General features: G+C 43.0%; 20 protein-coding genes, 1 tRNA gene and 1 other annotated feature. Of the genes, 9 read left to right on the top strand and 12 right to left on the bottom strand.

Translation table 11 applies throughout. The annotated features are described in order from the left end of the window. Positions 1-217: 217 nt before the first annotated feature. A complete protein-coding gene (locus GSQ19_RS18205; protein WP_011319334.1) occupies positions 218-433 on the bottom strand; it encodes a hypothetical protein in 216 nt (71 codons plus the stop codon). A gap of 797 nt (positions 434-1,230) precedes the next feature. On the opposite strand from GSQ19_RS18205, the gene GSQ19_RS18200 reads away from it, so the two are divergent. The 4 genes from GSQ19_RS18200 (at position 1,231) to GSQ19_RS18185 (ending at position 9,242) form a co-directional block, all read left to right on the top strand. Next, complete coding sequence (locus GSQ19_RS18200) at positions 1,231-3,786, top strand: CHAT domain-containing protein (RefSeq protein ID WP_011319333.1); 2,556 nt, start codon at positions 1,231-1,233, stop codon at positions 3,784-3,786. A 188-nt stretch (positions 3,787-3,974) separates the two neighbouring features. Continuing rightward, on the top strand, positions 3,975-5,027 hold the full coding sequence (locus GSQ19_RS18195) for a DUF928 domain-containing protein (protein ID WP_011319332.1): 1,053 nt from the start codon (positions 3,975-3,977) through the stop codon (positions 5,025-5,027). A 97-nt stretch (positions 5,028-5,124) separates the two neighbouring features. Next, the gene (locus GSQ19_RS18190) at positions 5,125-7,932 is read left to right on the top strand and encodes a CHASE2 domain-containing protein (RefSeq protein WP_011319331.1); all 2,808 of its coding nucleotides are present in this window, start codon (positions 5,125-5,127) and stop codon (positions 7,930-7,932) included. Continuing rightward, positions 7,929-9,242 (top strand): hybrid sensor histidine kinase/response regulator, encoded by a 1,314-nt coding sequence (locus GSQ19_RS18185; RefSeq protein WP_011319330.1) that lies wholly within the window; start codon positions 7,929-7,931, stop codon positions 9,240-9,242. The genes GSQ19_RS18190 and GSQ19_RS18185 overlap by 4 nt, the downstream gene beginning before the upstream one ends. A gap of 353 nt (positions 9,243-9,595) precedes the next feature. On the opposite strand, the gene GSQ19_RS18180 is transcribed toward GSQ19_RS18185, so the two are convergent. Further along, positions 9,596-9,787, bottom strand: coding sequence for a hypothetical protein (locus GSQ19_RS18180; protein WP_011319329.1), 192 nt, complete (start codon positions 9,785-9,787; stop codon positions 9,596-9,598). A gap of 51 nt (positions 9,788-9,838) precedes the next feature. Next, positions 9,839-10,906, bottom strand: a complete 1,068-nt coding sequence (locus GSQ19_RS18175) for a glycosyltransferase family 4 protein (RefSeq protein ID WP_011319328.1) — start codon at positions 10,904-10,906, stop codon at positions 9,839-9,841. Between the two features lie 450 nt (positions 10,907-11,356). Between GSQ19_RS18175 and xth the strand changes: the two genes are divergently transcribed. The 4 genes from xth (at position 11,357) to GSQ19_RS18155 (ending at position 15,947) form a co-directional block, all read left to right on the top strand. After that, positions 11,357-12,139, top strand: coding sequence for an exodeoxyribonuclease III (gene xth, locus GSQ19_RS18170; RefSeq protein WP_011319327.1), 783 nt, complete (start codon positions 11,357-11,359; stop codon positions 12,137-12,139). 204 nt (positions 12,140-12,343) lie between these two features. Further along, positions 12,344-13,219, top strand: a complete 876-nt coding sequence (locus tag GSQ19_RS18165; RefSeq protein WP_011319326.1) for an SDR family oxidoreductase — start codon at positions 12,344-12,346, stop codon at positions 13,217-13,219. A 97-nt stretch (positions 13,220-13,316) separates the two neighbouring features. Continuing rightward, positions 13,317-14,813 (top strand): beta-barrel domain-containing protein, encoded by a 1,497-nt coding sequence (locus tag GSQ19_RS18160; RefSeq protein ID WP_011319325.1) that lies wholly within the window; start codon positions 13,317-13,319, stop codon positions 14,811-14,813. Positions 14,814-14,876: 63 nt separating this feature from the next. Further along, positions 14,877-15,947, top strand: coding sequence for an IS630-like element ISAva6 family transposase (locus GSQ19_RS18155; RefSeq protein ID WP_011316335.1), 1,071 nt, complete (start codon positions 14,877-14,879; stop codon positions 15,945-15,947). A 288-nt stretch (positions 15,948-16,235) separates the two neighbouring features. Here GSQ19_RS18155 and rplL read toward each other — a convergent pair whose 3' ends face one another. The 9 genes from rplL to GSQ19_RS18110 form a co-directional block, all read right to left on the bottom strand. Next, positions 16,236-16,622, bottom strand: coding sequence for a 50S ribosomal protein L7/L12 (gene rplL / locus GSQ19_RS18150; RefSeq protein WP_011319324.1), 387 nt, complete (start codon positions 16,620-16,622; stop codon positions 16,236-16,238). A 100-nt stretch (positions 16,623-16,722) separates the two neighbouring features. Continuing rightward, positions 16,723-17,268 (bottom strand): 50S ribosomal protein L10, encoded by a 546-nt coding sequence (rplJ, locus tag GSQ19_RS18145; RefSeq protein WP_011319323.1) that lies wholly within the window; start codon positions 17,266-17,268, stop codon positions 16,723-16,725. 59 nt (positions 17,269-17,327) lie between these two features. Then, positions 17,328-17,494 (bottom strand) — a sequence feature (ribosomal protein L10 leader region). A 63-nt stretch (positions 17,495-17,557) separates the two neighbouring features. Beyond that, the gene (rplA, locus tag GSQ19_RS18140; RefSeq protein WP_011319322.1) at positions 17,558-18,274 is read right to left on the bottom strand and encodes a 50S ribosomal protein L1; all 717 of its coding nucleotides are present in this window, start codon (positions 18,272-18,274) and stop codon (positions 17,558-17,560) included. A 124-nt stretch (positions 18,275-18,398) separates the two neighbouring features. Continuing rightward, on the bottom strand, positions 18,399-18,824 hold the full coding sequence (gene rplK, locus GSQ19_RS18135) for a 50S ribosomal protein L11 (RefSeq protein ID WP_010999424.1): 426 nt from the start codon (positions 18,822-18,824) through the stop codon (positions 18,399-18,401). Between the two features lie 7 nt (positions 18,825-18,831). Continuing rightward, positions 18,832-19,464 carry a transcription termination/antitermination protein NusG gene (gene nusG, locus GSQ19_RS18130; RefSeq protein WP_011319321.1) on the bottom strand — a complete coding sequence of 211 codons (633 nt, stop codon included), beginning with the start codon at positions 19,462-19,464 and terminating at the stop codon, positions 18,832-18,834. After that, positions 19,464-19,685: a preprotein translocase subunit SecE gene (gene secE, locus GSQ19_RS18125; protein WP_010999422.1), complete on the bottom strand. Its 222-nt coding sequence runs from the start codon at positions 19,683-19,685 to the stop codon at positions 19,464-19,466. The genes nusG and secE overlap by 1 nt, the downstream gene beginning before the upstream one ends. A 197-nt stretch (positions 19,686-19,882) precedes the next feature. Further along, positions 19,883-19,955, bottom strand: a tRNA-Trp gene (locus tag GSQ19_RS18120). Between the two features lie 141 nt (positions 19,956-20,096). Next, complete coding sequence (gene rplS / locus GSQ19_RS18115) at positions 20,097-20,459, bottom strand: 50S ribosomal protein L19 (RefSeq protein WP_041456214.1); 363 nt, start codon at positions 20,457-20,459, stop codon at positions 20,097-20,099. A 191-nt stretch (positions 20,460-20,650) separates the two neighbouring features. Continuing rightward, complete coding sequence (locus tag GSQ19_RS18110) at positions 20,651-21,361, bottom strand: TetR/AcrR family transcriptional regulator (RefSeq protein ID WP_011319319.1); 711 nt, start codon at positions 21,359-21,361, stop codon at positions 20,651-20,653. Positions 21,362-21,449: 88 nt separating this feature from the next. Here GSQ19_RS18110 and GSQ19_RS18105 point away from each other — a divergent pair, with 88 nt between their 5' ends. Then, on the top strand, positions 21,450-22,454 hold the full coding sequence (locus GSQ19_RS18105) for an SDR family oxidoreductase (RefSeq protein ID WP_011319318.1): 1,005 nt from the start codon (positions 21,450-21,452) through the stop codon (positions 22,452-22,454). The last annotated feature ends 33 nt before the right edge of the window (positions 22,455-22,487 follow it).

Genomic DNA, 22,487 nt, shown 5'->3' with positions numbered 1-22,487 from the left:
GATTTAGTCCATATAATTTCTCTTATAGGATGAGCTTGGTATTTAGCAAAATCTGTACTTTTTGATAAAAAATATTACGCTGCAAATTACAGATGATTCCATCAGATATCATGCTTAAATACTGCCTTATTGATGAGACTGGTTAACTAAATATATTGCACTATTCTCAACAAAGTCTGCTGTGCAAACTAACTAATTGGTTCCAGGTGAAAATAGCTTAAGGGTTGATAACTCCGTAGTAAATGGCAGCAACAAATAGGAAAGCCGCTAATATTACCAAAGCCAAGCCGTAAAGCAATCGCTTATATGATAAATCTGGATCATTGATTTTATTATCTCTTCCTACCGAAGTGATAGATTCAGCTTTGTCGGGAATTTGACGATTAATATCATCGAGTGTATTTTCTATCGTTTGAATTTCTGGTAATCGCATATATTTTTACCTCATATTTTGTGGCGATGCTGTTGCCATAATTCCAAATTTCAACTCATCTGTTCATCATTCTTAAGAATTACTTTGATTGAACATTTGTTTCTACTGAAGTATTATCTAACATAAAGTTACATTGTAATTATCAATACCTTATATGAAAACCGAGAAATTATATTTGTCAATCTTTTTCTAATTTAAATAGAATAATAAAAACCGATGTTTAGCTTTATCATTTATTACCACTTTGTTAGTAGAAAGAAGGGTTAACTTATGAGTATAAAAGCGTTCAATATTTCGCTTGTTTACATTTTTATAGAGATTTAATCCAATAGATAGATGTCAATCATTTAAGGAGTTATCAAAAAGTCATTGCTTGATTTCCTAATCTATCTGGCTACGGCTATATCTCTGCATACCGGAACACCGATGAGCTAACGACTCAAGCACCTAGCATGACCAGACATCTTTATCCAGGCTAATTCTCGACATCGTAAGGCTGACAGCAAAATTGAGTTGATCGCAGATGAGTATTTTGCCTATTCACACCAACCATTAACCTGTAGTGTTGTTTCTCAAAATGGAAGTAATTGACCAAAAATAAAGTAGGATGCAAGACTCCAGATTGATTCATGGGGTGATTAATTTTGAATTTTGTACTCCCCACAAGGATTTGAATAGATACACAAAGGTAAAATCAGGTCTCCATTGATAGTTCACAGCTATACCTGGGCAATATAAGTATGCAAGATGAATCGTTTTATGGAAACCTCTAAACAGCAAATTTATCAGTAATTTTTATGATTTTTCCCATCAAAAAAAATCCTTGGCTTTATCTGTGCTTAAGTATTCTGAGCTTTTGTTTAGCGGTAACCATCACTCCTGCAAAAGCATCCATACCGTTACAGACAACTCTCAATGTGTCATTATCCACTCCTCAAACTACCAACGGGTTAGAACAAGGACGAAACCTCTACCATGCAGGACGTTTTGCGGAAGCTGCTACAACATGGCAAACGGCTGCACAGAGATATCATATCCAAGGCGATCGCACTAATGAAGCTCTCAGCTTGAGTTACTTATCATTAGCACAACAGGAACTCAATCAGTGGGACATCGCCAGACAATCTATCGAGCAAAGTGTGAAAATTCTGCAAACGGCTCAACCTTCTGTTGATGCGATTATCTGGGCGCAGATATTAAATACTCAGGCAAATTTACAATTACGTACTGGCAAAGCGGAAAACGCGCTGGAAATTTGGCAACAAGCTCAAAAATATTATGAACAAGCAGGCGACAATGTGGGCAGCTTGGGTAGTCAAATCAATCAAGCACAAGCCTTACAAAGCTTGGGATTTTATCGCCGCTCGAAACAACAATTGGAGATATTAACGCAAAAGCTACAAGAAATGCCAGATTCGGAAGTTAAAGTGAGTGGGTTGCGATCGCTAGGTTTAACGTTGCACGCGATCGGTGATAATAAAAGTCAGCTAATTTTAGAACAAAGTTTAGCCACCGCCAATAAAATCGACGCTAAAACTCATTTAAGTTCTATTCTTGCGAGTCTGGGGAAAGTTGCCTCTGACTTCCAAGATCCAGAAGTGGCATTAAATTACTTTGAAGACGCAGAAAAAGTAGCCACCAATCCAAATGAATCCTTGCAAGCGCGTTTAGCTCGGTTCAAATTATTGATAGATTACGACAAACTAGAATATGCAGTTCCCCTAGCACCTCAATTACAACAACAGTTATCAGAACTACCACCCAGCCATAGCTCACTCTACGCAGCCATTAATTTTGTGGCTACATTGAATCGCTTGGAAAAACCTGACCAAGTTTTACCAATTAAAGATTTGGCACAACTGATGGCATTGACTGTTAAGTCTGCACAACAGATTGAAGATTCTCCAGCCCAAGCTTATGCACTGTATCAGTGGGGGCAACTCTACCGTCGGACAAAGCAGTGGACGGAAGCCAAGGAAGTAGCCCAACAATCCCTCAATATTGCCCGTCAACTCCAAGCTGACGACATCATCGCTCAATCAGCATGGCAAGTAGGACAGTTGTTTAAGCAACAGGGCGATCGCCCAAAAGCGATTACAGCTTATACGGAAGCAGTTAAGTCATTAAAAGCATTGCGGGGAGATATGGTTGCAGTGAACCCGGAGGTTCAATTTTCTTTCCGCGAAAGTGTAGAGCCTGTCTATCGGGAGTTAGTAGGTCTACTTCTAGAAGAACAACCAACCCAGACTGCTTTAATGCAGGCTCGTGAATTGATCGAATCGTTACAAATTGCTGAACTTGATAACTTTTTCCGCGAAGCTTGCTTAGATAAAGCCCAGCAAATTGACAAAGTTGACCCAACCGCGACGGTTATTTATCCGATTATTCTCAGCGATCGCCTAGCGGTGATTCTCTCCCAAGCTGGACAGCCTCTGCGTTACTATGTAACCCGTAAATCTCAAGCTGATATCGAACAAACTCTTGATAATTTGTTAGTAGCCCTCAACCCTGTTTCCAATTCCCAAGACAGGGTGCGATTGTCTCAACAAGTGTATGATTGGCTGATTCGTCCGGCAGAAGCAGAACAAGCATTTAAAAATACTAAAACACTAGTATTTGTTTTAGATGGCAAGTTGCGGAATATACCAATAGCTGCTCTGTTCGATGGACACCAATATCTGATCGAGAAATATGCAGTGGCTCTCTCACCAGGGTTGCAATTAATAGCTGCTCAATCCCTGGAGCAAAACAAAATTAAGGCAATCATCGGTGGTATTAGCGAATCCCGCTCTGGTTTTGCTGCCTTACCTGCCGTGGAATCAGAAGTGAAGCAAATCTCTCAGACAATAGCTTCTTCTATGCTATTGAACCAGAAATTCACCAGTCAAGCCCTAGCAGATCGTATCAAGTCTAGCTATGCCGATGTCGTTCACCTCGCTACCCACGGACAGTTCAGCTCCCGTATCGAAGATACTTTTTTATTGACTTGGGATGGACAAGTAAATGTCAAAGAGTTGTCTGAACTACTCAAGAATCGTAGTGGTGATTCATCAAAAGCGATCGAATTATTGGTACTAAGTGCCTGCGATACTGCAACTGGAGATGATCGCGCCGTTCTGGGACTGGCAGGCTTAGCGGTCAAATCCGGCGCTCGCTCAACTATTGCCACCCTCTGGCCTGTCAAAGATAAAGCTGCTGAAATGCTGATGACGCGCTTCTATGACCAACTACGAAAGCCAAAAATCACCAAAGCCGAAGCATTGAGGCAAGCCCAAATCAACCTGATTCATCAAACTGATTTCCAAGATCCTTTCTTTTGGTCTGCTTTCGTTCTGGTTGGTAACTGGCTTTAATTCAGTAATAATACGGTTATAAATTAAAATCTTCGCAATATCTTTTACCTATATTTAGCCAGAGTTGGTTTATATTGGTATCAGCTATTCTTCACTTTGATCAGTAGCCAAAGAGACCTTACACGCTTCTTCCCGCAATCAGAATAAATCTACTTAGTATTACCTTTCATCAAACAAGGGATAGAATCATGAGACTTGGATATTTAGCTAGTACATTAGGCTTGATTGCTCTAATGACTAGCGGTATGTGGAATAGTGCCTACGGTATAACCTTTACCCCACCAATCGATAGCGGCGCTCCTAGACAAGCAACTGGAGGAGCTTCCAGAGGCAACCTCTTTACTCCCAATTCTCGCAATGCCGCTCCTAGACAAGCAACTGGAGGAGCTTCCAGAGGTAATCTCTTTACTCCCAATTCTCGCAATGCCGCTCCTAGACAAGCAACTGGAGGAGCTTCCAGAGGTAATCTCTTTACTCCCAATTCTCGCAATGCCGCTCCCAGGCACGCAAGTGGAGGAGCTTCCAGAGGTAATCTCTTTACTCCCAATTCTCGCAATGCTGCTCCTAGACAAGCAAGTGGAGGAGCTTCCAGAGGCAACCTCTTTACTCCCGCTTCTGACAAAGGCGCACCTCAAGAGGCAAGTGGAGGAGCTTCTCGCGTTGGTACTTACTACTTGAATCCTTCAATTGTGGGAGCGGCAGGTCCAGCAGCCCTAATTGCACTCTTACCCCAAAGCTTCTACGGCACCACGGTATCTGAGCGTCCCACCATTATGGTGTATATACCTACTACTAATGCAGAAGAGGCTGTCTTCAGTCTCAAGGATGAAGCCGGCAATACGCAGTATCAAACAACCATTCCTGTTTCTGGGAAAGCTGGGGTTATGGGAGTAAGATTACCAGCAGACGCACCAGCTTTAGCCGTAGGGAAGAACTATCAGTGGTTTCTGGCACTGAAGGTAGATGGAAAACTCAATCCTAGTACACCTTACGTTGATGGTTGGATTCAGCGCATCCAACCCACTGCTGAACTGGCAACAGCAATGCAGCAGAGGGATGCGTTGAAGTTGGCAACTGCTTTCGGTAAATCTGGCGTTTGGTATGACTGTGTAGAAACACTGGCTACCCTGCACACATCTCAACCCAATAATGCAACTATCGTCAAGCAATGGGAAGAACTCCTTTCTTCAGTTAGCTTGAAGGAGATTGTTAAAGCTCCGTTATTAGCATCTGCTAATTAATCAAGATTAGGGATTGGGAACCAGAAAAATTTATTCCTCAAACCCAATCCCTAATCCCCAATGCTCATCAATTTTAATTAAAGCGTGTGACGGAACTATGTGGCGCAAATTCCAAGCTTTCATCCAGCGCACTCGCACTGTCTTGATTATTACGCCTAGTGTTGCCTTAACGATTATTGTCGGACAATCGTTAGGAATTTTCAATTTGCTTGAGTGGAAACTTCGTGATGAATGGGTGCGACTGCGTTCGTGTGAAGCAAATACCCTTCTGGTGTGTTCCCACAATACAATAGCTGACGAAATCATCATTGTCACAATTGATGAGCGGGATATCCAATCAGTTGGTAAATGGCCGATTCCAGATAGCTCACTGGCAGAGTTACTAGAAAAAATCCGATCGCAACAACCCCGTGCCATTGGCTTGGATCTGTATCGGGATTTACCAGAAGGTAAAGGCCATGAACAACTCGTGGAAGTTTTCCATACTACGCCCAATTTGATTGGAGTTGAGAAAATCACTGGTGAGCGTGTCAATCCGCCACCTGCACTGAAAAAAAATGACCAAATAGGATTAGCTGATTTGGTGTTGGATGGCGATCGCCATGTGCGTCGCGCCCTCTTGACTGCGGTCGATACCCAAGAAGAAGGTAAAATCAAAGCCGGACTAGCAACTCTTGTAGCGCTCAAATACCTAGAAGCCGAAAAAATCACCTTAGAATCAGTTGATGCCAAACAGCAGAAGTTTCGCTTGGGTAAGCAAATACACTTACCACTACAAAATTTAAGTGCGGGTTATACGGATTCTGACTTAGGTGGGTATCAAATTTTACTTAACTGGTACGGCTCAGAAGCAGCCTTTCGCACAGTTACCATGCGCCATGTGTTGGCAGGGAAAATTCCTCCAGAACTGATGCGCGATCGCATGGTTTTTATCGGTTCAACTGCTGCCAGTACCAACGATTTCTTTAGTACACCTTTTAGCTCCTCCTTGATGTCTGCTCAAAAACCTACACCAGGTGTTGTGATCCATGCCAATATTGCTCATCAACTGGTACGAGGGGCAAGAACAGGGAAAGCGAATCTACGTGGTGTTTCTGGATTGTCTATGGCGGGCTGGATTATTTTATGGTCTGTGATCGGTTCTAGCGGTAGTTGGTTGTTAGCTAGCGCACGCAGTGGACGAAGGATTCCAGGCGGAAAAATTCTTTGGACAACCACATCCATCAGTGGGGCATTTCTGGGAGGTGGCTATGGAATGTTTCTGCATGGTGTTTTGATTCCGGTCACACCCCCCTTAGCCGCTTTCATCGTTAGTGTGATTGCCACAACTAATGCCTATAAACAGCAGAAGTTAGAAGAAGCAAATCAGCAATTAGAAATTGCCAATAGCCAACTTTTAGATTATTCCAAAACCCTAGAGTTAAAAGTCCAAGAACGGACTCATGAACTACTGGAAGCCAAGCAAGCTGCCGACGCTGCTAACCAAGCTAAAAGTGAGTTTCTGGCAAATATGAGCCACGAACTACGCACACCACTGAATGGCATCCTTGGTTTTGCTCAGGTGCTAGAGGTATCACCGAATCTGAAAGAGAAAGACTTAGAGGGAGTGAACATTATTCACCAATGTGGCTCACATCTTTTGCTACTGATTAATGACATTCTTGACTTGTCAAAAATTGAAGCTCGTAAATTAGAGTTGGTGGAGGCTAATGTACATCTGCTAACTTTCTTACATGGTGTGAGCGAGATTTGTAGTATCCGAGCAGCGCAAAAGGGGATTGCATTTAAAGTCTCCGTGGGCGATCGCCTACCAACAGTCATAGAGGTGGATGAAAAACGCCTAAGGCAAGTGTTGATCAATTTACTAGGTAATGCTGTCAAATTTACGGATAGCGGCGAGGTGGCTTTTAAAGTAGAGTTACTAGACACTCAAGATCAGGATAATCAACAATCCTCTGTTGCCAAACTTCGTTTCCAGATTGAAGATACAGGCGTGGGTATGTCCCCAGAGCAGCTAGAGAAAATCTTCTTGGCTTTTGAGCAAGTAGGTGATTACAGACGGCAATCTGAAGGTACTGGTTTAGGATTAGCCATCAGTCAAAGAATTGCCGAATTAATGGGTAGCCAAATTCAGGTACAGAGTCGCCTGGGTGAAGGAAGTATCTTCTGGTTGGATTTGACACTTCCAGTGCCAATTGCCCATGATTGGCAGACCTACGCCCCAACGCACCAGAAAATCATTGGTATTCAGGGTAACGCGCCGCAAATTTTGATTGTCGATGATGATGACAACCACCGTTCTATGTTGAACAGTCTGCTACAAGAAATTGGCTGTCAAACCCTAGAAGCAAGCGACGGCAAACAAGGACTACAGATGGCACATGAACATCATCCGGATTTGATTCTGCTTGATTTAGCTATGCCTAATATGGATGGCTTTGAGCTAATGGTTCAGCTACAAGAGAATCCACAAACTAGTTCTATCCCCATCATTGTCTCTAGTGCCAGCGTATTCGAGGAAAATCGCCAACGGAGTTTGCAGGCTGGAGCAACAGCGTTTTTGCCGAAACCTTTACAAATTGATGAACTATTCAATGCGCTGCGATCGGTACTCCAAGTCGAGTGGATTTATACCCCATCTGCATCTTTGTCTTTATCTCCTCAACCAGAACATACAACTCATACTGAATTGGTTTTGCCATCACAGGATGTTTTGCAAGAACTCTATCATCTGGCCATGATGGGGGATATACCAGCGATTGAGGGAATTCTTAGAGAGCTAATTCAGCATAATAGTCAGCTAGCTCCCTTCGCCACTGAGTTGAGTAAACTCACTACCAACTTCCAAACCGCAAAAATTCGCCAGTTCCTGAAATCATTCGTTATAACGGAGTCGCATCCATGATCGCAGAACCTCTTGTACAGCCAACATATGTCCTTTTAGTAGATGACAACCCCAATAATCTGAAAGTTTTATCAGAAGCAGTTCAGGGATGTGGTTGGAAAGCACTCATGGCGACGGATGGAGAGTCGGCGCTAGAACAAACAGAATATGCTCATCCTGATTTGATTCTCCTTGATGTCATGATGCCGGGTATTGATGGATTTGAAACTTGCCGTAGATTGAAAGCCAATCCCATCACTCAGAATACTCCGGTCATTTTCATGACAGCGTTGTCTGATGCTACAGATAAAGTCAAAGGACTAGAAATTGGTGCAGTTGACTACATTACCAAACCCTTCCAACACGAAGAAGTTATTGCTCGATTAAAGTTACACCTGAAAATATCCCATCTCACCCGCACCCTGGAACAAAAAGTCCAAGAACGTACAGCAGAATTGACTCAATCTCTACAACAGTTAAAGCAAACCCAAATACAACTCATCCAAAGTGAAAAAATGTCCACCCTTGGACAACTTGTTGCTGGTATAGGTCATGAGATTAATAACCCGATTGGTTTTATTAGTGGAAATTGCTCTCATATTGAGGAATATGTCAAGGATATTCTTCGTTTAGTTCATCTCCAACAGCAAAAATTATCACACTCGGACCCGGAAATTGAAGAACTAGTTGAAGAAATTGACTTAGAGTATTTAGCAGAAGATTTACCAAAAATTTTGGGATCCATGCACCAAGGGATTGATCGGCTAAAGGATATCAGCCTTTCTCTGCGAACCTTTGCCCGATCTGATATCTCCTCTAAAGTAGAGTTTCAAATTCATGAAGGTATGAATAGCACCTTAATGTTACTGAAACATCGGCTGAAAGACCAAAGCGATCGCCCAAAAATAGAGGTGATCAAAGAATATGGTACTTTGCCACCAATCACTTGCTATCCTGGACAGCTTAACCAGGTATTTATGAACATTATTGCCAACGCTATTGATGCCTTTGATGATCTCCATCAGAAATTTTCAGATCAAGAAATAAAGGCTTCTGAACCTCATACAATTACAATTAATACATCGGTTGATCAGGAGCAAGCAAGTGTAACAATTTGCATTGAAGATAATGCTCTTGGTATACCTCCTGAGGTGCAAGACAGAATTTTTGAGCCATCTTTTACAACTAAGGCCGTAGGTAAGGGAACTGGACTAGGATTAGCCATCACCCAGCAAATTATTGTCGATAAGCACAACGGACAAATTAAGTGCTTGTCAACTTTGGGTAAGGGAACAAAATTTATTATTACTTTGCCAATCTCTAGTCAGTAAGTCAGAATGAATTGCCTGTATTCAATAATATAAAAAATAAACTAGCTTTACAGTGATCTTATAGCTGTAGCCAGATAGATTAGGAAATCAAGCTAAGATAAAACCCTGACAATAAAAGGCTTTCAAGTCTGTCAACATTCAACCATCAACAGTTATATAGCTGTTGCCAGTAGTGTTAGGACATCGATAGATTATACGACCTAGACACAACAGGATTTTTCACCCAGTCCCCAGTCTCCAGCTATACCTTTTACTAAGTAGGCATGAACAGGAAGACAGTCGCCTAGAAAGGTTTTCTCTCTTAAGCAGACTGTCGTCATCAATCCTGCAACGCAGTGGCTCCTCCCTATTCCCTATTCGACGCTCACAGTTGTTTGGACAACTCCTCCATTATTGCGAGTATCCACATTCGGTAAACGACTATTGTTAGTTAGTAGTGGGACTTCTTGGCGGCAAGATAGGCAGAACCAATATAGTTCCCCGTGACGGACATGGCGGAGGAGAGAACCACCGCAACATGGGCAATTATTGGCTCGCAGACTCATACCAATGTCCTCCTAAAAGAAAAATGTTGTTGAAAATGTAAAAAAAGTTGTTTAAAATCGGATTTTAGCTGTGTGGATATAACCGTTTAAGTTAACGCGGTCTTTGATAATTTGTTGATATACCGCTTCATACCCATCAACCATGTGGCTAACGCTAAATTTGTTGACTACGGATTCTCTACAATCTCGACGATCTAATTCCAAGGTAACAGCTATCATCTGAATCATTTCTTCATAAGTTCGGCAGATAAAACCTGTTTTGCCTTGGTCGATCACCTCAGGTACAGAACCTAAATTCATCCCTATGACTGGCGTACCAGTTGCCATTGATTCAATCATCACTAAACCAAAAGGTTCTTGCCAATTGATCGGAAAAAGAGTAGCAGCAGCATTGCCTAGTAGTTCAGCTTTTTCTGTATGGTTAATTTCGCCTAAATATTCAATTTGCTGACCATCTATATGAGGAAGAATCTCTTGTTCAAAAAACTTGGCATCTACTATATCAACTTTTCCTGCCATCTTTAAACGCCAACCACTCTGCTTAGCGATCGCGATCGCCTGATGTGGGCCTTTTTCTGGAGAAAAGCGTCCTAAAAATGCTAGATATGGCGGCTCTTTTGGTTGAGAAATGAACGGATAATCTTTTGGCTCAATACCGTTATAAACGGTTTTTATATAGTTGAGATGAATTTGACGCTGGGCGTTGCTAATACTAACGTATGGTTGTTGATGATGATGACTAAAGACGTTTTGGTTATCTTTGGTAAAATGTCCATGCAGCGTATGTACTGTAGGGGTTTTTACCAAGTTCGCTAAAGGTAAAGCCGAAATCCCTAAATGAGAATGGATAATATCGAATTCCGTCGCGTTCTGGTAAACTTGGCTCAGTTCTAAAGTTTCATAAGCGGCATAGTCTTGAACATTTTTGTCTAAGCGCAATGCACGCGGACAAACTGTTTCTAAATGTGCCAAGGTTTGAGAATCGCCAGAGGCAAATAATGTTACCTCATGACCACGACGAACTAGTTCGTTTGTCAAGTGACTTACTACTAGTTCAATACCTCCATAACTGGGAGGTGGAACTCGTTCCCATAAGGGGGCAACTTGAGCGATTTTCATAAATTGTTTCGGTTCAGTCGGTAAGATGCTCCCCACAATTAAGACTTACATCATTTTATGAGGAATAAAATTATTACTTCCTGTTTTGACATTTAAATTAACCTAATGAACACTTTCAAGGAGAATATTAGGTTGAGCATACTGTAACAACTTAAGGAATATATTTTAAACCCTGAATCATAGGCACTAGGCTACTACTTTTAGAATATAGCTTATATTTTCCGAGTTCATCTGTCTGAAGAATCATAAGCAAGTAAAATATTTTGTAGCCTAGCTGACAAAAAGGAGGATTTTGTAGCGAAAACTACTAAAAATATAGTTTGGGATCAATTCTAAAAGACTTCTCTTGCAAGAAAAGGCAAAAAAATGAAGGAATCTGATAAATATTAAATAATCATAAAAAAAATCGATGTCATAGTCATTATTCATTTACATACTGTTAATTAACTGATGAAAATCGCTACTTGGAATGTTAACTCGATTCGCACTCGTCTAGAGCAAGTTGTGGATTGGTTAAAACAAAATCCCGTTGATGTTCTGTGTTTGCAAGAGACAAAGGTTATAGATCATGATTTTCCACGATCGCCTTTTGAAAATTTGGGCTATCACTCATATATATCAGGACAGAAAGCTTACAATGGCGTAGCTTTAATTAGCCAGCAACAGCTTACAGATGTGACCACGGGATTCACACCGATTTTGCCAGATATAGAACCAATATGGGACGAGCAGAAACGAGTAATCACAGGTGTGATCGATGGTGTCCGGATTGTTAACCTTTATGTTCCCAATGGTTCAGCGATCGCCAGCGAAAAGTATGAGTATAAGCTACGGTGGTTGACTGTATTGAAAGAGTATCTGCGATCGCTTCTGCTATTACAGCCCTCCATCTGCATCTGTGGTGACTTTAATATTGCCTTAGAAGACAAAGACATTCACGAAAAAGTCAAAGCGGAAAATCACATCATGGCATCCCCAGCCGAGCGCCAAGCTTTACGAGATGTTTTAGAACTAGGCTTTGCTGATGCTTTTCGCAAATTCACCACCGAAGGCGGACACTTTAGTTGGTGGGATTATCGCGCAGCCTCTTTCCGCCGCAACCAAGGTTGGCGCATAGATCATCACTACCTCACACCAGTACTATACGAACAGGCAAAAAGTTGCATTATTGATGTCTCCCCCAGAAAATTAACTCAACCAAGCGACCATACTCCCGTCATTGTCGAAATTTAAAGTTGAGAATTTAGATTAGATACTGGGGGACTGGTGAAAGAAGACAGCAGGGGGAGTAGGGGAAGCAGGGGAAGCAGGGGAAGCAGGGGAAGCAGGGGGAGTAGGGAGAAAAATTTCCCCAGTCCCCAGTCCCCAATCCCCAACCCCCAATCCCCAATCCCCAGTCCCCAGTCCCCAATCCCCAATCCCCAATCCCTAATCACTATGTTTTTGGTAACTGGAGCAACAGGAGACATTGGCCGCAGAGTGATAAGACTCCTGCGCGAACACGATCATTCTGTGCGAGGTTTTGTCCGTCTTACCTCGCGTTACGGTGAACTGGAACACCGAGGAGCCGACATCTTTATCGGTGATTTGCGGCGCGAACAAGATATAGAAAAAGCTTGCCAAGGTGTTCAATATATTATCAGCGCCCACGGCTCTGATAACGATGCACTCACCCTCGACTATCGTGCTAACATCACATTGATCGACCAAGCGAAAGCTAACGGAGTGCAGCACTTTGTTTTTATTTCCGTATTAGGAGCCGAACGGGGGTATGAAGACGCTCCCGTATTTAAAGCCAAACGAGCTGTAGAAAATTATTTGGCAGCTAGTGGCTTGAACTACACCATTTTACGTCCGGCTGGATTAGCATCTAACTTGCTACCTTTAGCAGAAAGGTTTCGGGAAACAGGGTTATATTTGCTAATTGGCGACCCCAAAAACCGTACCTCCATTGTGAGTACAGATGATTTAGCAAGGATAGTAGTGGATTCAGTGACTGTTCCAGACGCTCGTAATCAAATCTTTTCCGTCGGGGGGCCTGAGATTCTATTACGTGAAGACATTCCCCAAATTTTCAGTCATATCTTTAAGAAAGAACCAATAGTGGTTAACTCACCATTATTGGTAATTGATGGATTGCGGAGTGTCTTGGGTTTAATTAATCCCGAAGCACAACAGGCTTTAGGAACTTTCCGCACATTACTGTCCAATGAATTTTTCTGTAGAAAAGATGAGATAGCTAAATTAGAGCAGACCTTTAGCTTTCCCTTGGAAACTTTGGAAAGTTTCTTAAGGCGTTATTTAGCTGTTTGAATAAGTCGGTTGTTAGTGGTCAGTGGCTAATTGTCACTGCATACCAACCACTAACTACTGACAACTGACAACTGACCAAGCCCAAATCAAAAACTTTATGAAATATTCTCTATTAGCTAATGCTCCTCAAGCTCGTCAAACAAAACAACAGTTTGCTAGACCAGAAGACCAACTATCTTATGAACTAGGTAAGGCAGTTAAAGAATTACCGCCACTTTATACTAGATTATTAGCAGGAACCATTAGTTTAGTAGTATTTGGGACGATCGCTTGGGCTGCTCTCTCAGAAATAGACGAAGTAGCTGTTGCACAAGGGGAATTAATCGCCTCCGCCCAGGTCAGACCCGTAACATCCCTTGGTGATGGCACAATTAAAGCCATTAAAGTTCAAGAAGGCGATCGCGTCACGAAAGATCAAGTTTTAATTCAACGCGACCCAGACCTCAAACAAACTGATGTCACCCGACTAGCCCAATCAACTAAACTGATTCAACAAGACATCCAGCGTTTGCAAGCAGAACGTATTGGTGGACAAACCACTGGTACACCAATCCAAGATGAACTTTTAAAATCTCGCCTCCGCGACTACCAAGCACGCCAAGCCGCAGCCGAAGCAGAAGCCAGCCGTCAGCGATCGCTCATTGACCAAGCCAGAGTTCGTCTCATTCGGTTACAAGATAATTTAGTCAATGCTAGAACTAGTGTTGCCAATGCCAAAACGAACCTGTTTAATGCTAGAAGCATCAGCAGCAAAGTAGAAGAAAACCTCGAAATTGCTCAAAGTAGAGAGAAAAATCTACGTATCCTCATCACTCCTGGGGCTGTTCCGCGAGTTGATTATCTAGAAGCGAGAGAAAGATTAACTCGCGCTCAAACAGATATTACTAGGGCTAAAGATGAAGTCATCAACGCCCAAAATCGCTTAACAGAGGCTGAAGATAAAGTTACATCTTTAGAAAAAGATATTTCTGCACAAGACCAAGAAATTCGCCAAGCCGAACAAGCGTATCAAGCTGCTCGTAATCAAGCGCAACGCGTAGTATCAGAGCGCCAAAGTGAAATCCTGACAGAAATGAACAAGCGCAAAGAAGAACTAACCAACGTTTCTGGACAATTGGAGCAAGCCAAAAAACAAACAGACGGTGAAACCATCAAAGCTCCCGTTGCTGGCACAATTTATAAAATCAAAGCCACCAAAGGGCCAGTACAGTCAGGCGAAGAGTTATTATCAATCTTGCCAGAAGGCGAAGAGATGCTCCTAGAAGTGAAAGTTCTCAACCGTGATATTGGGTTTATTCGCAAAGGAATGAGAGCTAAAGTAAAAATGGCAACTTTCCCCTTCCAAGAATTCGGCACAATTGAGGGTGAAGTTGCACAAGTCAGTCCTAACGCCACCATAGACAAAGAATTAGGCTTAGTTTTTCCCACCAGAATTAAATTAAATCAGCACTTCGTCAGCGTTCGCGGTCAAAATGTGACATTTACACCAGGAATGGCTGCAAGTGGTGAAATTGTCACTCGGAAAAAATCAATTTTGACCTTCATTATGGAACCAGTAACCCGCCGATTCAGTGAAGCATTTTCTGTCAGATAGGGTGTCTTATACTGAATAGGGAAAGGTAGTATCATTTGAAGCAGAGGGAAAAAGGCTAGAAAAATGGTACGTCCCAGGATAAAACTAACAGAGCATCTATCAACAGAAGAAATAGAACAAAGTTATCGCCGATGTGAAGATGCACAAGAGAAAACCCGATGGTTAGTGATTAAATTGCTCAATCAACAACCACAGTTGTCAGCGCAAAAGGTAGCAGAGATTGTGGGATTCTCAGGGGACTGGGTGAGAAAAATCGTGCGGCGATACAACAAGCTAGGAGCAAACGGAATCATCAATCAACAGAAACTGAAACCAGGAGGAAAAAAACTTGCACTCACAAACGAGCAACAACAGTGGTTGCGCCAAAGGTTAGCTTCACCACCAGAAGATGGGGGGTTATGGAGTGCGCCAAAAGTAGGGGAATTGATCCGAGTACAGTTTGGAATTACACTCCATGTCACTACAGCTTGGGATTACCTCAAAAGGCTAGGATTTAGTCTGCAACAACCACGACCTCTGCATACTGAGGCGGCAACTTTTGTTCAAAGACAGATGTTTAAAACTGAGTTAACGGAGTTTGTGCGATTGTTACGTTTCCTCCATCCGCACAAATCAGTTGAAGTTTGGGCAGAAGATGAAGCTCGATTAGGCCTCAAACCCATCGTCCGTCGAGTTTGGACACCAGTAGGTCATCGTCCCAATGCTGTGCATCGCACTCGTTACCAATGGCTTTATACTTATGGATTTGTCCATCCAGCTACTGGCGAGAGTTTTTTCTTGATTTTACCCAGAGTCAACATTGCTGTCATGCAAATGGCTTTAGATGCTTTTGCCGCTGAAGTCAATCCTCATCATCACAAAATCATTGTTTTGCTTGTTGATCAAGCTGGTTGGCATACCAGTAAACAATTAATGTTGCCAGCTGGTATCATTCTGTTTCCTCTGCCTGCTTATACACCTCAACTCCAACCGACTGAGTGTGTTTGGTCGCTTCTACGTGAAGCTGTTGCTAATCAGATGTTTTCTACTCTCGATGAACTAGAAACTGTGTTAATTTCTCGTTGTCAATGGTTAATGTCTCACCCTCAAATTGTTCATGGCAAGGTTGGGTTTGATTGGATTTGCCAAATTTGACCTCAGTTATTCAATTAATACTTCCTTTCCCAATTTAGTATTATGCCGCAAGCTAACGCACCTTCAGAATAGGTATGCGAACTGCCGTTCTCCGAAGGAGTTCTCGTTCGTGGAGCGTCCCGAAGGGAATAGTACCCGGAGGGTTGACTGTTGACCACCCTCAGAAGGGTTTTTTGGTTCAGTGCGTAAGTCCTATTAATGTTGTTATATTGCCAACAAAAAAGGAGTCCAATTAGACTCCTTTTTTTATAGTAAGAATATTTAAGCAATGGATGCCTGATGGCTTAATTACTTAATTGTTACCTTACCGCCAGCTTCTTCAATCCGCTTCTTAGCATCTTCAGCCGCATCTTTAGCGATCGCTTCCTTAACTGCTTTAGGTGCAGCCTCTACTAAGTCTTTAGCTTCTTTCAAGCCTAGACCAGTGATTTCGCGGACAATCTTCAGAACTGCAATCTTCTTATCAGCAGGAACAGATTCGAGAATGACATCAAACTCGGTTTGTTCTTCTACTGGTTCAGCAGCAGCCGCCGCCGCAGGAGCAGCCACAGCTACGCCAACGGGTGCAGCAGCACTTACGCCAAAAGCTTCTTCAATTTGCTTAACTAACTCAGCAGCTTCTAACAGAGACAGAGATTTTAATTGGTCTAAAATTTGATCGGTTGCAGCAGACATTGATATAACTCCCGTAATGTTGATTTATTTATTTGTTCGTTGTCAGTTGTCAGTTGTCAGTTGTAATTTTTATTAACTGCTAACAACAGCTAACTACTAATTAGGCAGCACTATCATCGCCGCCATTTTCTTTGTCAGCGACAGCTTGCAAAGCCCGCGCCAAGCCACCAGGAACTTCGTTGATACCCACAGCAATCTTGGTAGCCAAAGCGTTGATAGCTCCAGCAATTTGACCCATGAGTTGTTCCTTGGATGGCAAGTCTCCTAAAGCTTTGACATCTGGTTCTTTGAGCAAGCGCCCTTCCATTACGCCACCGCGAAGTTCTGTCTTCTTGGTAACTTTTTGGAAGTCTTGGTATGCTTTAATCGCAGAAGAAAAGTCTTCTTTAACTAGCAAAAATGCGGAAGAACCTTTGAGCAACTCCGACAGAGGCTGCCATTTTTCATCATCTTGAATGGCAATACCCATCAAAGTATTTTTAGTTACTTTGCAGACAGTACCACTAGGACGCAGCCGCCGCCGTAAGTCGCTAATTTCAGCAACTGTCAGCCCTTGGTATTCAATTACCAGTGCCAAAGTAGACTCACCCAAAGTTTCTTTGAGGTCAGCTACAATTTCCTTTTTATTTTCTAACGTTCTACCCATGTCGGTTTCACCTCCTCAAAATAATCGTCGATGGCTCTTTTGATGATTTTTTCTGACCAGGGTATAACAATAAACCCCGACTATCTCAGCCGGGGTTTAGTCTCAAGACTCTGATTACTAAAGAGACGCATTATTTTTCACGTCACATTGAGTAAGAGAGCTTTCACCTCGGCAGGGTATTTAAGCTGTTAGCACCTGCTGTCTCCGGCTTTGCATATTTAGTTTTGGTTATTAGTCATCGGTAATAGTATTGTATCCATTACCTATTACCCATCACCCATTACCTCGATTATGCAGCTTCAGTCAGTTTATAATCTCTCAGAGCGTTAATATCGACTCTAATAGATGGCCCCATTGTGGCAGACACATAAAATGTGCGCCAGTAGCGACCTTTGGCTCCCGAAGGACGGTTACGATCAATCGTCTCTTGCAACGCCTTCAGGTTTACCAATAAATCTTCTGGCGAGAAGGATGCCTTACCAAACATAACATGAACAATGCCTGTACGGTCAGCCCGGAATTCTAGCTTACCTGCTTTAAATTCAGCGATCGCACTTGCTATGTCAAATGTCACCGTACCACCTTTTGGTGAGGGCATTAAACCGCGAGGGCCTAACATCTTACCAAGTTTTGCTACCTGTGGCATGACATCTGGTGTGGCAATCAACTTGTCAAAATCCATGCGGCCTTTTTGGATTTCGTCAATCAGTTCTTCCGAACCAAATACATCAGCACCAGCGTTAGAGGCTTCTGTAACTTTTTCCCCACGAGCAATTACGGCTACTCGCACAATTTGCCCTGTACCTTTTGGTAATGCAACTGTCGTCCGTAATTGTTGGTCTGTATATTTTGGATCAATACCTAAGCGGATATGCGCTTCCGCAGCTTCGGCAAATTTTGCTGTGGCTGTCTCTTTCAACAGGCTCAGAGCATCTAAAGGCCCGTATTCTCTATCTTCAACTTTTGCTTGCAACTCTCGCAAGCGCCGTGATACTTTCTTTGTCATTGTTATCTCCTGGGGTCGGTTACGAAGCTTGGCTTCTCCCCCGATAAATTTTAGTTATGAGTGGCAAGTTTTGAGTAATCAGTGCTAGTCACTGTACCCATCACTATTAACTCGAAATTTTTAACTAATCGGTGACTGTAACACCCATATTTCTGGCGGTTCCTGCCACAATCTTCATTGCCGCATCTATGTCGTTAGCGTTGAGGTCAGGTAGTTTAGTTTGGGCAATTTCTCGCAGTTGTGCTGTGGTAATTGTGCCAACTTTTTTCTTATTCGGTTCGTTGGAACCTCTTTCAATTTTCGCGGCTTTACGGATTAATACAGATGCTGGTGGGGTTTTGAGTACAAATGTGAAACTCCGGTCTTCATAAACCGATATTTCTACAGGAATCACCATGCCAGCTTGGTCGGCTGTTTTGGCGTTGTACTCTTTGCAGAACATCATGATATTAACACCATGTTGACCCAAGGCGGGACCAACTGGGGGTGCTGGGTTGGCTTTTCCAGCATTCAGGGCCAATTTAATGACCGCTACTACTTTCTTCGCCATTTTTTATTTAGCTCTGTTTTTCTACCTGATTAAATTCCAGTTCTACTGGTGTGTCTCGCCCGAAGATCGATAGCAAGGCTTTTAGTTTACTCCGTTCTGGACTAACCTCAATTACCTCACCTTCAAAGTCCTTGAATGGGCCAGAAAGCACGATTATCTTATCACCACTAGCCATGTCAATTTTGACAATTGGCTCTTGTTCTGTGGTTTGTTTAAAGATACGTTCTACTTCTGAGTGACTTAGGGGTAGTGGTTTAACGTGACCGCGGCCTTTGCCTGTACCACGTTTTTGTTCTGCTCCCACAAAGTTAATTACATGGGATGTATTACGTACCACCTGCCAGGTATCATCATCCATCACCATCCGCACTAACACATAGCCAGGAAATACTTTCTCTTCTGTGTGTTGGCGGCTGCCATCCTTACGGATTTTGACTGCTGGTGTGTGGGGAATTTCTACCTGGACAATTTTTTCCGCCACATCAAAAGTTTGAATGCGCTGCTCTAAATTTGTTTTTACCCGCTTTTCGCAGCCTGAGGCTACTTGTACTGCATACCAGCGTGCTTCTGTAAGTGCTGTTTCTGCTGTTTCCTCTGACTGCAACGCCGAGTTTGTTGGTTCGTCTGTCGCAGAAGTCATCAGAATACCTGCTTTGCTACCCAAGCAAACAATCCATCGACTAAGTAGATTAGGGAAGCGGAGAGTGTCACCATAAGCAACACGGCTGCTGATTCACTTATTAGTTGCTTGCGACTGGGCCAAACTACTTTCTCTAATTCTTCTTTTGTTCCTTGGAAGAAGTTGGTAAAGTTAAACCCACCAGAAGTCTCTGCGATTTCTGCTTCATTTTTTTTGGCCACGGTCGTTTATCCCCCGTCTTTACTCAATACAGCTATAACTCTGCTAATTTTCATCCAGGTTGACAGCTTCAATTCCATCAAAATTAACTGGAAGCAAAAAAGCTGCGAGTATAAAACAACTACACCCGAAATCAATAGCACTTCCTGCTATCTTAGCAGTTGTACCACTGGTTCGGGCTGTGTTTTTTACTTTCGAGCGCGCCCTGGAGGACTTGAACCCCCGACATCAGGTTTTGGAGACCTGCGTTCTACCAACTGAACTAAGAGCGCACAAGCTGGCTTGATTTTAGTTTGTGTCAAACTTTTTTTAGTTTAACATAACTAGGTTACCATTCTACCATAGTTTTGTCGAGTTAACTAGCGGCAGATGCCGCCGATTCACTGAGATTTCTCCCATACCCTGAACAAAAATTATAGAGAACGGTCGAACCGTTGCTTGATCCGGGTGGCTTTACCTACGCGACCACGTAGATAATACAGTTTAGCACGTCTTACTTTACCACGACGTAGTACTTTGATGTTGTCAATCCGGGGTGAGTGCAGTAGGAATACCCGTTCTACACCAACGCCTTGGAAGACGCGGCGGACGGTGATTGTTTCGTTAATACCACCGTTGCGTCTGGCGATAACAACGCCTTCATAGGGTTGCACACGATATTTATCACCTTCTTTAATCTTCACACCGACTCTGACGGTATCACCGATGTAAATTTCGGGCAGATTAGATTTTAGTTGTTCCGCTTCTATGGAACGGATGATTTCTTGAGCGCTCATGGTCTGTTTGTTTAAAAAACTCACGATCATCTATCATAAATGGATCGCTATGTTTCAGTCCACTGGTTTTGACTTAATAATCATCACTATTTTAAGTTACAGTGCAATCTGGCACTCAACACCAGCAGAGAATCTTTAACTAATTTGCAACAGTCGGGTTATGGGTATTTTGATTGGGCGATCGCTTGTCTCTATCCCACAGTTAATTGTCCCAACTGGTCTTCTAAGTAAGTCACCATCATCCGCTTCATATCAGCAATCATGTTGTTAATATCTCCACCGGCGTTTTGAATCTCTTTTTCTTGCTGGATTAAATAGCTCATGCCTTTATAAAGGGCTTTTGTCACCCGCGCAATTTGCCAACCCTGGGTGGGGTGGAGATGAGGGCAAACTCTCAGCAGCAAATCATAGATGGTTGCTAGTATTTCTTGATCAACTCGTTTGGCTCCTTCAGCCAGGATACCTTCCCCTTCTTGACCGGCGTTTAAATGTCTAAAAGCGGGATGCTGGCGCTCAAAGGCAATCATGGGGTCAATTACTCGATCAACCATAGCGGCAAAATCTAGACCAGAGACATCCTGTTGTAAGGCTGCTACTGTATTCCTGCTTAATTGCTGCATATATCGCTCCCCTAAGGCCGTGAGGATGGACTCCTTGTTGGAAAAGTACTGATACACTGACCCAATGGAAATATTGGCGCGATCGGCTAAGGCGTTGGTATTGATAGCTTCAGTCCCTCCCTCTGCTAGCAAATTGGCAGCCGTATCGAGGATTAAATCACGTCTTTGCCGCCCGCGATCGCCTGATGGTTTGCGTCGGCTTTTCTGAAGATTGTCATCTTTTACAGCTGATGACTCCACTTGTTCATTACCTGGGGATTGACCATGTGAGTTTTTGCTCATATACTGCAAGATATGATGTGAGTAATAACTCACACTAGCAAGGTTCAGACTGGGCTTACAAGCTATAAGGTCAACAGGAATAAATATCATGAGCGGCAAAATAGCTTTTGTGACTGGAGCAACAGGTCTGCTGGGTAGTAATCTTTGCCGAGCGCTTGTATCTCAGGGATGGCAAGTAAAAGGTTTGGTTCGTTCTCTTGATAAAGCCAAACGTTTCCTGGGAGATAGCAACATTGAACTGATTCAGGGTGATATTGAAGATGTACCCGCCTTTACTCAGGCATTAAAGGGAGTAGATGTGGTGTTTCACACGGCAGCTTTTTTTCGGGAGTATTACCAACCGGGTAGTGATTGGCAGAAGATGAAGCGCATTAATGTAGATACCACGATAGAACTTCTGCAAGCAGCAGAGGCGCAGGGGGTAGCAAAGGTGGTGTTTACCTCATCCAGTGGGGTGATCCAAACTGACCCACATCAGGCAGCCACGGAAACCGCACCTTACAATAAATTTGCCGAACAGAATCTTTATTTCAAAACTAAGATTTTGGCAGAACAGGAAATTTACCGCTTTCTCAACACCAGCCAAATAGACGTAGTGATGATTCTGCCTGGTTGGATGATGGGGCCTGGAGATGCTGCACCAACTTCTGCGGGACAACTGGTGTTAGACCTATTGGCAGGTAAACTGCCTGGGGTAATTAATGGTGGTGCTGCATTGACTGATGTACGGGATGTGGCTACGGTTATGGTAAAAGCTGCCGAAAAAGGTGAAAGCGGTGGGCGTTACATCGTAGCGGGGCCACTGACAACCATGAAAGAGATTGCCTTAGAACTGGAAGCGATTTCCGGGGTCAAAGCACCTAGAATGGAAATTCCTGATGGGATGGCGATCGCGATCGCTTGGTTTTTGGAAAAGTTCACAGGTTTAACTGGTGGAGTTAACCCCATGCCACTAGCTGGTATCCAGACTTTACTTGAGAAAGCAAAGTTAAGTTCAGCCAAAGCCGAACGAGATTTAGGCGCAACCTTCCGCCCTTTGAGGGAGACTTTGAAAGATACGGTGTTGTGGTATCAGTCTCAAGGCTATGTATAATTCTTCTACCCAAACCAGAGAGAGGACTTAAGA

It is taken from the genome of Trichormus variabilis 0441 (genome assembly GCF_009856605.1).
Taxonomy (GTDB): domain Bacteria; phylum Cyanobacteriota; class Cyanobacteriia; order Cyanobacteriales; family Nostocaceae; genus Trichormus; species Trichormus variabilis.
Note: the sequence above shows the minus strand (reverse complement) of the source record. Positions and strands in the feature narration are given on the sequence as shown.

Excerpts from the sequence above, each read along its gene's own strand:
- GSQ19_RS18205 (WP_011319334.1), bottom strand. The coding sequence starts at position 433 with ATGCGATTACCAGAAATTCAAACGATAGAAAATACACTCGATGATATT.
- GSQ19_RS18200 (WP_011319333.1), top strand. The coding sequence starts at position 1,231 with ATGATTTTTCCCATCAAAAAAAATCCTTGGCTTTATCTGTGCTTAAGT.
- GSQ19_RS18195 (WP_011319332.1), top strand. The coding sequence starts at position 3,975 with ATGAGACTTGGATATTTAGCTAGTACATTAGGCTTGATTGCTCTAATG.
- GSQ19_RS18190 (WP_011319331.1), top strand. The coding sequence starts at position 5,125 with ATGTGGCGCAAATTCCAAGCTTTCATCCAGCGCACTCGCACTGTCTTG.
- GSQ19_RS18185 (WP_011319330.1), top strand. The coding sequence starts at position 7,929 with ATGATCGCAGAACCTCTTGTACAGCCAACATATGTCCTTTTAGTAGAT.
- GSQ19_RS18180 (WP_011319329.1), bottom strand. The coding sequence starts at position 9,787 with ATGAGTCTGCGAGCCAATAATTGCCCATGTTGCGGTGGTTCTCTCCTC.
- GSQ19_RS18175 (WP_011319328.1), bottom strand. The coding sequence starts at position 10,906 with ATGAAAATCGCTCAAGTTGCCCCCTTATGGGAACGAGTTCCACCTCCC.
- xth (WP_011319327.1), top strand. The coding sequence starts at position 11,357 with ATGAAAATCGCTACTTGGAATGTTAACTCGATTCGCACTCGTCTAGAG.
- GSQ19_RS18165 (WP_011319326.1), top strand. The coding sequence starts at position 12,344 with ATGTTTTTGGTAACTGGAGCAACAGGAGACATTGGCCGCAGAGTGATA.
- GSQ19_RS18160 (WP_011319325.1), top strand. The coding sequence starts at position 13,317 with ATGAAATATTCTCTATTAGCTAATGCTCCTCAAGCTCGTCAAACAAAA.
- GSQ19_RS18155 (WP_011316335.1), top strand. The coding sequence starts at position 14,877 with ATGGTACGTCCCAGGATAAAACTAACAGAGCATCTATCAACAGAAGAA.
- rplL (WP_011319324.1), bottom strand. The coding sequence starts at position 16,622 with ATGTCTGCTGCAACCGATCAAATTTTAGACCAATTAAAATCTCTGTCT.
- rplJ (WP_011319323.1), bottom strand. The coding sequence starts at position 17,268 with ATGGGTAGAACGTTAGAAAATAAAAAGGAAATTGTAGCTGACCTCAAA.
- rplA (WP_011319322.1), bottom strand. The coding sequence starts at position 18,274 with ATGACAAAGAAAGTATCACGGCGCTTGCGAGAGTTGCAAGCAAAAGTT.
- rplK (WP_010999424.1), bottom strand. The coding sequence starts at position 18,824 with ATGGCGAAGAAAGTAGTAGCGGTCATTAAATTGGCCCTGAATGCTGGA.
- nusG (WP_011319321.1), bottom strand. The coding sequence starts at position 19,464 with ATGACTTCTGCGACAGACGAACCAACAAACTCGGCGTTGCAGTCAGAG.
- rplS (WP_041456214.1), bottom strand. The coding sequence starts at position 20,459 with ATGAGCGCTCAAGAAATCATCCGTTCCATAGAAGCGGAACAACTAAAA.
- GSQ19_RS18110 (WP_011319319.1), bottom strand. The coding sequence starts at position 21,361 with ATGAGCAAAAACTCACATGGTCAATCCCCAGGTAATGAACAAGTGGAG.
- GSQ19_RS18105 (WP_011319318.1), top strand. The coding sequence starts at position 21,450 with ATGAGCGGCAAAATAGCTTTTGTGACTGGAGCAACAGGTCTGCTGGGT.